Origin of the sequence: Musicola paradisiaca NCPPB 2511, assembly GCF_000400505.1 — a bacterium.
Classification (GTDB): Bacteria; Pseudomonadota; Gammaproteobacteria; order Enterobacterales; family Enterobacteriaceae; genus Musicola; species Musicola paradisiaca.
In genome coordinates, this window is sequence record NZ_CM001857.1 from 1,939,850 (window position 1) to 1,952,503 (window position 12,654).

A 12,654-nucleotide genomic window follows, 5' to 3' on the forward strand; every position below is an offset into this window, starting at 1 on the left:
GGCATTCCTGCTTTCATCCGTCAGGAACGCCGTAAACCGTGAGAGGGCGATTACTTTTTGTGGTCGCTGTGAATTCGGAAGTGGACGGATTCGGGCGTATCTTTCATCCATGCGGAAAGCAACCGGTAAGAGACGGCCAGCACTACGGGGCCGATGAACAGCCCGATCATGCCGAAGGCCAAAAGGCCGCCGATAACGCCGGAGAGAATCAGCAACATGGGTAAATCCGCACCCATGCGGATGAGTAACGGGCGGATGACATTATCCAGCGTCCCGACAATACAGCTCCAGACCAGCAGGATAGTTCCCCAGGTGGTATCCCCCGTCCAGTAGAGCCAGATGATGGCGGGCACCAGTACCATCAATGGGCCCAGTTGCGCGACGCATGATAAGAACATCAGTACCGTCAGCAGCGTTGTATAGGGAATGCCCGAGAGTGCCAACCCAATGCCCCCCAGTAATGACTGTACGATTGCCGTGACCACGACCCCCAGGGCCACGGCCCGGATAGACTGGGCTGCAAGGATGACTGCCGCTTCACCCCCCTGTTTACCCAACCGCATGGCGAAGCGACGAACGCCAAGCGCGACCTGATCACCTTTGCTGTACAGCAGAATGCTGAATAACACCATCAAGGCACAGTGGCATCAGGAAACGGCCGATATGCGCCGCCTGTGCGACCGCCCAGGAGGCCGCCTGACCAACGTATGGCTGCACTTTGGCCATCACGGCGGCGCCACCGCTGTGCACCAGCCCATACCAGCTGCTGTGCAGCTTCTCGCCGAACATGGGGATGGAACGCAGCCAGTCGAGAGACGGCGGGGTAATGCGCTCCTGACTGCCGGCCCAGGCGATGAGCGTAGAGGTATTGTCGATAACGCTACTGACCAGAATCGACGTCGGGATTACGAAGAACAGCACCAACAGCACGGTCATGACTATCACGGCCAGAAAGCGGTAGCCCCATAACATGCTCTGTAGCTTGATCAACAGCGGCCAGGTAGCGATAACCACCATGCTGGCCCAGGCGAAGCCCAGAATGAACGGTTGTACAACCCAAAAGCAGGCGATGATCAGAATACCGATAAACAACAGGCTGAATACGATTCTTGCGAGATCGAAGCGCGGGGGTTGAGATTGCTTCATCAACGGGTGTTACCTCAATGTCAGCGGGTGATAAACCTTGTCGAATCCTCATGCGCAGGCGTGGCGCCCTACCTGAACCGGACTTCGCCTGGGGAGCATCCCTCAGGCAACATGATGAAAACGGGAATAATTTATGATGCGTGATTTCCCGCAATTTGGACAGCAGTTCTTACCTGAGTCGCGTCGGATCGCGGCGCGCTACCATAAGTTTTTATTTATCCCTTGACGCACGGCGTACTGAATAGGATAAAACGGGGTGCGCCGGAAAGGACAACCCCTTGTTCTCCGGCCGTTATCGTATTAGGCAAACACCTCTCGCACAGACAGGGTCACAAATAATGATCCCACAGATCACGCAGGCGCCCGGGCTGATTCAGCCGGTGCTGAGCTTTTTGGAAGCATTGAAGCAAAACGGATTCACCGGCGATACGGCGACAAACTATGCCGATCGTCTCACCATGGCCACAGACAACAGCATTTATCAGCTATTGCCGGATGCGGTGGTATTTCCCCGATCCACGGCGGATGTGGCATTACTGTCCCGTCTGGCGGGGGAGGCGCGTTTTCGCGCTCTGACGTTTACTCCGCGCGGCGGCGGAACCGGTACCAACGGGCAAGCGCTCAATCAAGGGATTGTGGTGGATATGTCCCGCTATATGAACCGCATTCTGGAAATCAACCCGGAGCAGGGTTGGGTCAGAGTGGAAGCGGGCGTCATCAAGGATCAGCTCAATCAATATCTGAAGCCGTTCGGCTATTTCTTTTCACCGGAACTGTCTACCAGCAACCGCGCTACGCTGGGCGGCATGATCAATACCGATGCTTCCGGCCAGGGGTCGTTGGTGTACGGTAAAACCTCCGACCATGTACTGGGGCTGCGCGCCGTTTTGCTGGGCGGTGAGTTGCTGGATACGCGCGCGATGCCGGTCGAACTGGCTGAACAGCTGGCCCAGGAAGCGTCGCCCGCCGGTCGCATTTACCGCACGGTGTTGCACCGTTGCCGCGAGCAGCGGGATTTGATCATAGAAAAATTCCCCAAACTGAACCGGTTCCTGACCGGATACGATCTGCGGCATGTGTTCAGCGACGATATGCAAACGTTTGACCTGACGCGGATGTTAACCGGCGCAGAAGGTACGCTGGCCTTTATTACCGAGGCGACGTTGGATATCACGCCGTTGCCGAAGATTCGCCGGTTGGTCAACGTCAAGTTCGATTCGTTCGACTCCGCGCTGCGCAGCGCGCCGTTCATGGTAGAAGCTAAAGCCCTGTCGGTAGAAACCGTTGATTCCCGGGTGTTGAATCTGGCGCGTGAGGATATCGTCTGGCACTCCGTCAGCGAGCTGATCGCGGATGTTCCCGGTCAGGACATGCAGGGGCTGAATATCGTCGAATTTGCCGGCGATGATGAAGCCTTGATCGACAGCCAGTTGTCTGCGCTGTGCCGCCGGCTGGATGAACTGCTGTCCACCCGCGAGTCGGGCGTCATTGGCTATCAGGTTTGCAATGACCTGACGGGGATCGAACGCATTTATGCGATGCGCAAAAAAGCGGTGGGCCTGTTGGGCAACAGCAAGGGGCTGGCGAAACCCATTCCGTTTGCCGAGGATACCTGCGTGCCGCCGCAGCATCTGGCGGACTACATCGCCGAGTTCCGCGCGCTGCTCGATAGCCATAATCTCAGTTACGGCATGTTCGGCCATGTGGATGCCGGGGTGCTGCATGTCCGTCCGGCGCTGGACATGTGCGATCCGCAGCAGGAGCTGCTGATGAAGCAGCTTTCCGACCGCATTGTGGATCTGACCGCCAGGTACGGCGGGTTGTTGTGGGGGGAGCACGGCAAGGGATTCCGCGCCGAATACAGCCCGGCGTTTTTCGGTGCGGAATTGTATGACGAGCTGCGGCGGGTCAAGGCGGCGTTCGACCCGGATAACCGGTTGAACCCCGGTAAGATCTGCGCGCCGCTCGATGTCGATGCGCCAATGATGAGGGTGGACGCGGTAAAACGTGGCACGTTCGATCGGCAAATTCCGCTTACGGTGAGAAGCGCCTATCGCGGTGCAATGGAATGTAACGGCAACGGCCTCTGTTTTAACTTCGATGCGCGCAGCCCGATGTGTCCCTCCATGAAAATCACCGGCGATCGGATTCATTCGCCGAAGGGGCGCGCCACGCTGGTGCGAGAATGGCTGCGTCTGCTGGCGGAGCAGGGCGTCGACCCACTGTTGCTGGAAACGCAGTTGCCGCAGCAGCGCCTGAGCCTGCGCAGCATCATCGCCAAAACCCGCAATACGCTGGCGGCGCGCCAGGGAGAGTACGATTTCTCCCATGAGGTCAAAGACGCCATGTCCGGCTGTCTGGCCTGTAAAGCCTGTTCGACCCAGTGCCCGATAAAAAATCGATGTGCCCAGCTTCCGGGCCCGTTTCCTGCAGCTTTACCACACGCGCTATCTGCGGCCGGTGAAGGATTATCTGGTGGCCGAGGTAGAGCGCTATGCCCCGCTGATGGCGCGTACCCCGAAGACCTTCAACTTTTTCCTGCGCCAGCCGTGGGTGAATGCACTCAGCCGCCGTTGTATCGGCATGGTGGATTTGCCGCTGTTGTCATCGCCGTCGCTGAAACAGCAGTTTGCTGGTCACTCCGCCATGACGACCACGCTGGAGCAATTGGAACAGATGCCGGCGGAAACGCGGGGACAGTATGTGTTGATCGTGCAGGATCCGTTTACCAGCTACTATGACGCGCAAGTCGTGGCGGATTTGGTGCGGTTGGTGGAAAAATTGGGGTTGAAGCCGGTATTGCTGCCGTTTTCACCCAATGGAAAGCCCCAGCATATCAAGGGATTCCTGCAACAATTTGCTCGAACTGCCGCCCGGACGGCGGAGTTTCTGAACCGTGTCGCCGGGCTGGGGCTGCCCATGATAGGTGTCGACCCGGCGCTGGTGCTGTGTTATCGCGATGAATACCGTGAAGCGCTGGGCGATAAGCGCGGCGATTTTCAGGTGCAACTGGTGCATGAATGGCTATCCGATTGGCTGAAACAGCGGAAAAGGGAGAAAACGGAAACCCGGCAGGGGGATGTCTGGTACCTGTTCGGCCACTGTACGGAAACCACGGCATTACCGGCCAGTACCGCACAGTGGAGCGATATTTTTGCGTATTTCGGCGCTCGTCTTGAAAACGTCAGCGTCGGGTGCTGCGGAATGGCGGGAACCTATGGGCATGAAAGCCGGAACCTGGTTCATTCACAGGGCATTTATGATTTGTCCTGGCAACCGGCGTTACAACGTTTGCCGCAGGAGCGCTGCCTGACAACCGGTTATTCCTGCCGCAGCCAGGTCAAGCGTATGGAAGGCCGGGGATTGAAACATCCGTTGCAGGCGTTGCTGGAGTTGGTGCGATGATATGGAAAAGATCGATCGATCTGGAGCAGCTTAATCAGATGTCCGTCGGGTGCATGGTCGGGCATCTGGGGATTCGCATGACGAATCTGACCGACGATACCATTGAAGCGGTCATGCCGGTTGATAGCCGCACCTGTCAGCCGTTCGGGTTGCTGCATGGCGGCGCCTCGGTCACGTTGGCGGAGTCGCTGGGGTCGATCGCCGGCTATCTGTGCACCGAGGGTGAACAGCGCGTCGTCGGGGTAGAAATTAACGCCAATCATCTGCGGGCGGTAACGGGAGGCGAAGTACACGGCGTCTGTCGTGCAGTGCATGCCGGGCGGCGTTTACAAGTCTGGCAAATTGATATTTTTGACGACCAGGCTCGCCTCTGCTGCACTTCTCGCTTGACGACGGCGGTACTCACGCCGGAAGGATAATACCGCAACGTTCCGGGTATGGAGACGTATCCGGAACGTGTGTCCCACCGTGCGTTATGGCATAAACGCCACACGCTGCACGAAGTCCTGCTGAAAGGCGGAAACCTTTTCCCAACATCCCAACACGCTGAACTGATTGCAAATCATCTGCAGTGTCTGGCGGGCAAAGTAGTAACTCTGTACCCGAAAAAGATGACAACGATTGGCGTCGTTGATTGCGGTGATAAGGCAATGGTGCATTTTTATCAGGCTGAAAAGATAGCGGCCTTCATCCCCCGATTGCTGGCTGAGTTCGGCCATTTTCATCCCGGTCAGATAGTAGTTTCGCAACTGGCCGATATCGCAAATTTCCCGATCCATCGCCAGTTCCGCCATATAAAAATCCACCGAGGCATAGCGCAATTTGTGGTGATAGTTGTCCATTTGCGTTCTCAGCCAGGCGTTGAACGGGAACATGTGCGGCGCTCCTTAAATATAAATAAGAATCATTATCGTATTTGTCGCGGCGGTGAGATGCAATAATCGCTGTGTAAAAAACAGGGCAGAGCGCATGGTGCGTGGTGTTCCAGATAGAAAAACCCACTGTAACGGCAAGACTGCGAAACATTGTCAGTAGCACTGCGAATGTCCCATCCTTATCGTTGTCGTTGTGTGTCTACCTGGGGTAAATGTACGGCGGCGATGTTTAACAGGAGGCCGTAACACGGAACGTTATGCATTATTTCGGAGTCCGGGCGGTGGATTTTACGTCAAACTGCTTTTATCCTTGAAAGTCCGTTTAAAGTTGGTTATTGATAACTTGTTGATTAAGAAATAGAAAATGATCGTTTCCGAATGGTCGTTGCACGCTCTTACCGAGCGGTGCTCGCCGTATTTGGAAAGATTTTTCGGATAATGAGGCAGTGAATAGGAATCTGACTATGAAACGTGCGATTACTCTACTGGGAACGTTGTTTACGCTGTGTTTACTGGGGAGCGCGCTTGCGGAAGCGGCCGAATACCCGTTACCGCCGCCAGATAGCCGGTTGATTGGAGAGAATATAAGCTATACCGTCTCGAATGATGGACACCCGCTGGAGACGATAGCCGCTAACTTCAAGATTGGCTTGCTGAATATGCTGGAGGCTAACCCAGGGACAGATCCTTATCTACCCAAACCAGGGTCGACGCTGACGATCCCATCACAGATGCTGTTGCCGGATACGCCGCGGGAAGGGATTGTGGTCAACCTGGCTGAACTGCGTCTGTATTACTTTCCTAAAGGCAAGGGCACCGTCATTGTGTATCCCATTGGCATTGGCCAGCTAGGCCGAAATACGCCGGTGATGGTGACACGGGTTATCGAACGTCGTCCCAATCCTACCTGGATACCGACAGCCAATATCCGTCGTCATTATAAAGAACAGGGTATTGATTTGCCGGCAGTCGTACCGGGTGGCCCGGATAATCCGATGGGGTTGTTTGCATTGCGTCTGGAAAAGAGTGGTGGGGTTTATTCCATCCATGGCACCAATGCTAATTTCGGTATCGGCATGCGCGTCAGCTCTGGCTGTATTCGTCTTCGTCCCGAGGATATTGAAGCACTGTTCAACGATGTTCCCGTAGGAACACGGGTTCAGATTATTAATGAACCCATCAAAGTGGCGGTAGAGCCGGATGGGAAACGCTATATCGAGGTTCATCAGCCGCTCTCTCGTACTGATAAGGATGATCCCCAGACGATGCCGATTGGGTTAGGCCAGAAAGTACAAGCGTTCGTGCGCAGCCCAGAGACGGATGTTGAGGTTGTACACAATGCGATCGTCCGCCGTTCTGGTATGCCGATACTGGTGAACAAAGGTGAAGTGCTGTCTACACCGCAAACTGGCGCAGCGCCGGTGACGGTAGCCGTTCCAGTCCGATAAATTCAGGGATAGGGCGCGTCAGGGCGTGTAGACGCTCTGATGCGTATTACGGGGAAACGGTGAGAATACGAAGGGAAATCAACAGATAAAAAAATGGCGCACACTGTGCGCCATTTTTCGTTCAACCAGCTCTTACTTCTTGTAAGTACGAACCTGGTTGTCCAGGCGCTGGTTAGCACGAGCTGCGTCATCTTTAGCAGCCTGCACGTCAGTAGCCAGAGCGTCAACTTTGCTGGTCAGAGCAGATACTTTGTCGTTCAGAGAAGAAACGTCAGAAGACAGCTGATCCAGTTTAGCGTTGCTGGAACAACCAGCCAGCAGAGTTGAACCCAGGATTACCGCGCCCAGTACCAGTTTAGTACGATTCATTATTAATACCCTCTAAATTGAGTTAATCTCCATGTAGCGTTACAAGTATTACACAAACCTTTTTCTGATGAGAATAAATTTTTGATGGGAACATGCTTAATTTTGATCGTTCGCTCAAAGAATCATCGAGTTTTACAAACAGGTTAAAAAAAGCAAGAAAAACAGGGGAGTTTTATCAGATTCTTCTGGTCTTGATTTTTGTTGATATACTAATTTTGTATAACTGTAACGGGTGTAGATTAATACCGGACATCAGCGAGAATAAAAAAAAGCGCCCGACTGGGCGCTTTTTTAATAAGCGTTCTCATTACCTGATTACAGGCGATGTACTGATGCCGTATTGGTCGTACCGCTGGCGACCAGTGCGCCGGAAACCATCACTACGACATCGCCTGGTTGCGCGAAACCGCTGTTCAGCGCGGCTTCTTTACCGATGCGATAGAAATCGTCGGTAGACGCGATCTCGTCCACTAACTGAGTTTCAACACCTTTAGTCAGCAGCAACTGACGAGCGGTGATGGTGTTGGTGGTGAGAGCCAAAATACGCGCATTCGGGAAGTATTTACGGATTGATTTGGCTGATTTGCCGCCATGGGTGGCGACGACGATCAACGGTGCGTCCAGATGCTCGGCAGTTTCTACTGCGCCGCGGCATACTGCTTCGGTAATACGCAGTTTGTTCTGATTCAGTTTCTCCAGACGAGGCTTCATGACCTTATCGGTACGTTCGCAAATGGTCGCCATGATGCTGACGGCTTCCAGCGGGTATTTCCCCTTGGCGCTTTCGCCGGACAGCATGACTGCATCAGTGCCGTCAATGATGGCATTGGCAACGTCGCCGGCTTCCGCACGGGTTGGCCGTGGGTTTTTGATCATGGAATCAAGCATTTGGGTTGCAGTAATGACGACTTTCCGCGCCCGGTTGCATTTCTCGATCATCATCTTCTGAGCGAAAATGACTTCTTCGACTGGAATTTCAACGCCCAGATCGCCGCGAGCGACCATGATGCCGTCGGATGCCTCCAGGATGTCGTCAAAATTGTTCAGGCCTTCCTGATTTTCAATTTTGGAAATGATCTGGATATGTTCGCCGCCGTGCTGTTTCAGGTGGGCGCGAATCTCTTCAACGTCTGAACGCTTACGGATAAAGGAGGCGGCCACGAAATCTACGCCCTGTTCGCAGCCGAAGATCAGATCGCGTTTATCTTTTTCGGCGAGGGCCGGCAACTGGATGGAAACGCCGGGCAAATTGACGCCTTTGTTTTCGCCCAGATCGCCGTTGTTGAGCACTTTACAGACGACTTCGCCACCTTTGATGGCAGTCACTTCCATGCCAATCAAACCATCGTCGACCAGTACGGTATTACCAACCTGCAGATCGCTGGCGAAACCGGCGTAAGTGACTGCAACACGCTCGGTATTGCCGATGACGCTCTGATCGGTGGTAAATGTGAACGTTTGCCCGGCAACCAACGTCGCATCCGCGCCGTTTTCCAGTTTCATGGTACGGATTTCCGGGCCTTTGGTATCGAGCAGAATGGCTGCTTTCTTCCCGGTTTTTTCGACAATAGCACGCAGGTTTTTGATGCGCTGTCCGTGCTCTTCATAGTCGCCGTGAGAGAAATTGAGGCGCATGACATTCATGCCCGCGTTCAGCATCTTGCCCAGCATTTCCTCTGATTCGGTTTTCGGGCCGATAGTACAAACGATTTTAGTCTTTTTCATAACGGTCAGTTTCTACAAGTTGTGATGGATAGGAAAGCAGGAGCCCGGTGGCTGACAGCGTCTGCCACCGGGCGTGATTTGTACGTAATCGCAGGTAAATAGAGAGTATAGATAGCGTATATGACAGTCGTTGCGTAACAGAGAAGCGCGTGTGTAGGATCGCCCTGAATATTAAAGGAAAAAAACAGAGGCAATACCCATGTATGAAATGTTATTGATCGTGGCACGTGATTCGCTGAAACCATTCAATGAAACGACGTTCCGTATTATAGTTATCATGCAAAGAGAAACAAGCGCTTAAACGGAGGAAAACGTCTATTTTCGTGCTTTTGCGCAAAAAAATGCACGATTTATTACTTTTACACAAACTTGTTGCGCAAATGCCCTAAAACTTGTTCTGCGATAGAGAAAGTTCCTTCGGCGTCACTGTCCGTATCGTCGGCGTACCGATGTTGATAATGAACAGAAAAAAACGGCTTGTGAAAAATTTGTTTTTGTGTCGATCTGCATCACGTTTCTGGCTGTTCAATATTGAGCTGGCGCGGGCTGATGGTAGTTTATAGCCAAAGAGGGTTGTTACTGCCATTGGCAGGCAAAACCAGATGATCGCCAACTGATGCGATTGTCTGGTTTTTTTGTTTCCAGGGCTCAGAAAATGAAAATAGCCAAAATACTTAACAATAACGTCGTGACCGTCATCGATGAACATCAGAATGAACAAGTAGTGATGGGGCGTGGATTGGGTTTTAAGAAACGGATTGGCGATAGCATTGATAGTGGGTTGATTGAAAAAGTATTTTCACTGCGCAGTAGCGAGTTAACTGCCCGGCTGGGGGAAATACTGGACGGCATCCCGCTTGATGTCGTAACGACGGCAGACAGAATCATCACGCTGGCGCAGGAGCGGCTATCCGTCAAATTGCAAAATAGTATTTATATTTCCCTGACCGATCATTGCCATTTTGCGATTGAACGACACCGACAGGGCATTGATATCCGCAATGGTCTGTTGTGGGAAATCAAGCGATTGTATCAAAAGGAGTTTTTGGTAGGTCTGGAAGCGCTTGACATCATAGCGCAGCGCCTGGGCGTAAGGTTGCCGGAGGACGAAGCGGGGTTTATCGCGCTGCATCTGGTGAATGCGCAATTGGACAGCCATATGCCTGAAGTTATCCAGATAACCCGGGTAACGCAGGAAATTCTGAATATCGTTAAATACCAACTGAATATTGATTACAACGAACAATCATTCAGTTATCACCGTTTTATTACGCATCTGAAATTTTTTGCTCAACGTTTGATGGGAAATAGTACGGTATTCAGCGATGATGAATCCCTGCATGACGTAGTGAGGGAGAAATACATCCTGGCCTATCGGTGTGCTGAGAAAATACAAGGTCACATTTTTCAGCATTATCATTATTCTTTGACCAAAGAAGAATTAATGTTTCTGACTATTCATATCGAACGAGTCAGAGCGGAATGGCAGGGTGTGGAGCCGGAAGAATAAATATTGCGTAAGTTCACAAAACTGCTGATGGGAAATAAAAAAGCTTGTCAGCAGAAAATTAACCGGTAATCTGCCGGTAGCACAATCTGGATTGTTACTGTCATTCTCAATAAGAATACAGGCAAAACCTAAACCAGTTCCCCTGGATGCATTATTCCAAGGAAAACGGTTTGGGTTTTTTTTGTCTTAAAACAGCGTCGGGCACCTGATGTGATCAGGGTTTACCTGAGCAGTGAATGAGTATTAAGGATGTATCCATGAAATACGAAACGTTAGCCAGTGAAATAATGGAAGGCGTTGGCGGGAAAAGTAATATCAGCAGCGTAATGCACTGTGCGACCAGGCTGAGATTTAAACTTAAGGATGACGCCAGAGCCAATGCAACAGTATTAAAGAATAATCCGGGCGTGATTATGGTGGTAGAAAGCGGCGGACAGTTCCAGGTCGTCGTCGGCAACCATGTCAGTGATGTTTATCAGGCTCTGTTGACAGTTTCCGGTATCGAACAGGACGGTGATAATGCCATGACCGACGAAGGTAAAAAGGGAAATCTGTTCGAACGATTTATCGATATTATTTCAGGTATATTTACGCCTTTTATCGGCGTCATGGCCGCATCGGGTATTTTGAAAGGCTTTCTGGCATTAAGTCTGGCGATCGGGTTTATGCAGGAAAGCGGCGGCACGTATAAATTATTATTTGCCGCCAGCGATGCGTTGTTTTATTTCTTTCCGGTTATTCTGGGTTATACCTCCGGGAAAAAATTCGGCGGCAATCCTTTCACTTCTATGGTCATTGGTGCCACGCTGGTTCACCCGTCGATGATCGCTGCATTTAATACCATGCAATCGGCGGATCACCAGATGCTGTATTTTCTGGGTATTCCTATCACGTTCCTGAATTACAGCTCATCGGTTATTCCGATTATTTTCGCCAGTTGGGTCGCCAGTAAGTTGGAAAAACCGCTGAACGCCGTGTTGCATGCCAATATCCGTAATTTCTTTACGCCATTGCTGTGCGTGGTGATCACGGTACCCTTGACGTTCCTGCTGATTGGGCCCAGCGCCACCTGGCTCAGCCAAACGCTAGCTGCCGGCTATCAATGGTTGTATAGCCTCAACTCGTTGCTGGCCGGCGCGGTCATGGGGGCGATGTGGCAGGTGTGCGTGATTTTCGGGCTGCACTGGGGATTTGTTCCGTTGATGCTCAATAATCTGAGCGTGATGGGCCATGACACGCTGTTGCCGCTGTTAACGCCAGCGGTATTAGGGCAGGCAGGGGCAACGCTTGGGATCCTGCTGCGTACCCGCGATATGAAACAGAAAGGGATTGCCGGTTCTGCGTTTTCCGCAGCGATATTCGGCATCACCGAACCGGCGGTATACGGTGTGACGCTGCCGTTACGTCGGCCGTTTATCTTCGGCTGTATCGGCGGCGCCATCGGCGCGGCGATCATGGGATATTTCCATACCACCATCTATTCCTTTGGTCTGCCGAGTATTTTCACCTTCACGCAGATCATCCCCGCCGCGGGTATCGACAGCAGTTTCTGGGCGGGTGTGATAGGTACGTTGGTGGCGTTTTTCTTCGCCGGCATCGCCAGTTGGGCGGTGGGTATTCCGTCAGCAAGCGTTCAGAGCGTACCGCCAGCGCCTTTGTCGGCATCGGGCGATTCCGGTTCGACGGCTGACATACCCGACGCGGCTGGCGTGCAGGATGAAACACTGCAAAGCCCGCTGACCGGTACGGCCATCCCCCTGGAAAGCATTGATGATCGCACTTTCGCCAGTGGGTTGATGGGCAGCGGCATCGCCATTCAACCGACCGAAGGCCGGCTCTATTCGCCGGTTGCGGGAACCGTCGCCTCACTCTTTAAAACGCACCATGCTATTGGGCTGGCCTCAGCCGGCGGCGCGGAAGTGTTGATTCATGTAGGGATCGACACCGTTAAGCTGGATGGACGCCACTTTACACCGCACGTCAATGTCGGCGACCAGGTCAGTCCGGGGGATTTGTTGCTGGAATTCGATCAACAGGCGATTGCCGCCGAGGGATACGACACCACCACCCCCATCGTTATTACCAATAGCGACGACTATGCCTCGGTATTGCCGATGGCGACAGGGCCGGTACAGGCGAAGACGCCGTTGATGGCGTTGCTGAACTGAATCGTTGT

General features: G+C 52.7%; 7 protein-coding genes and 2 pseudogenes. 5 read left to right on the forward strand and 4 right to left on the reverse strand.

The window, feature by feature from the left end:
• Positions 1-50: 50 nt before the first annotated feature.
• Positions 51-1,149: pseudogene (gene ydiK / locus DPA2511_RS21350) on the reverse strand (AI-2E family transporter YdiK).
• A 335-nt stretch (positions 1,150-1,484) separates the two neighbouring features.
• On the opposite strand from ydiK, the pseudogene ydiJ reads away from it, so the two are divergent.
• Both ydiJ and DPA2511_RS08545 read left to right on the forward strand, forming a co-directional pair.
• A pseudogene (ydiJ, locus tag DPA2511_RS21355) lies at positions 1,485-4,551 on the forward strand (D-2-hydroxyglutarate dehydrogenase YdiJ).
• Positions 4,548-4,970 (forward strand): hotdog fold thioesterase, encoded by a 423-nt coding sequence (locus tag DPA2511_RS08545; RefSeq protein WP_012765274.1) that lies wholly within the window; start codon positions 4,548-4,550, stop codon positions 4,968-4,970. Before ydiJ ends, DPA2511_RS08545 begins: the two are co-directional and overlap by 4 nt.
• 54 nt (positions 4,971-5,024) lie before the next feature.
• On the opposite strand, the gene DPA2511_RS08550 is transcribed toward DPA2511_RS08545, so the two are convergent.
• Positions 5,025-5,426 (reverse strand): hypothetical protein, encoded by a 402-nt coding sequence (locus DPA2511_RS08550; RefSeq protein WP_012765275.1) that lies wholly within the window; start codon positions 5,424-5,426, stop codon positions 5,025-5,027.
• Positions 5,427-5,890: 464 nt separating this feature from the next.
• On the opposite strand from DPA2511_RS08550, the gene DPA2511_RS08555 reads away from it, so the two are divergent.
• The gene (locus tag DPA2511_RS08555) at positions 5,891-6,874 is read left to right on the forward strand and encodes a L,D-transpeptidase family protein (RefSeq protein ID WP_012765276.1); all 984 of its coding nucleotides are present in this window, start codon (positions 5,891-5,893) and stop codon (positions 6,872-6,874) included.
• Positions 6,875-7,006: 132 nt separating this feature from the next.
• On the opposite strand, the gene DPA2511_RS08560 is transcribed toward DPA2511_RS08555, so the two are convergent.
• Both DPA2511_RS08560 and pykF read right to left on the reverse strand, forming a co-directional pair.
• Positions 7,007-7,243 carry a major outer membrane lipoprotein gene (locus DPA2511_RS08560; RefSeq protein ID WP_012765277.1) on the reverse strand — a complete coding sequence of 79 codons (237 nt, stop codon included), beginning with the start codon at positions 7,241-7,243 and terminating at the stop codon, positions 7,007-7,009.
• Between the two features lie 315 nt (positions 7,244-7,558).
• On the reverse strand, positions 7,559-8,968 hold the full coding sequence (gene pykF / locus DPA2511_RS08565; RefSeq protein ID WP_012765278.1) for a pyruvate kinase PykF: 1,410 nt from the start codon (positions 8,966-8,968) through the stop codon (positions 7,559-7,561).
• Positions 8,969-9,623: 655 nt separating this feature from the next.
• On the opposite strand from pykF, the gene licT reads away from it, so the two are divergent.
• A complete protein-coding gene (gene licT, locus DPA2511_RS08575) occupies positions 9,624-10,478 on the forward strand; it encodes a BglG family transcription antiterminator LicT (RefSeq protein ID WP_012765280.1) in 855 nt (284 codons plus the stop codon).
• A gap of 257 nt (positions 10,479-10,735) precedes the next feature.
• Positions 10,736-12,646, forward strand: coding sequence for a PTS beta-glucoside transporter subunit IIABC (gene bglF, locus DPA2511_RS08580; RefSeq protein WP_012765281.1), 1,911 nt, complete (start codon positions 10,736-10,738; stop codon positions 12,644-12,646).
• Positions 12,647-12,654 lie beyond the last annotated feature (8 nt).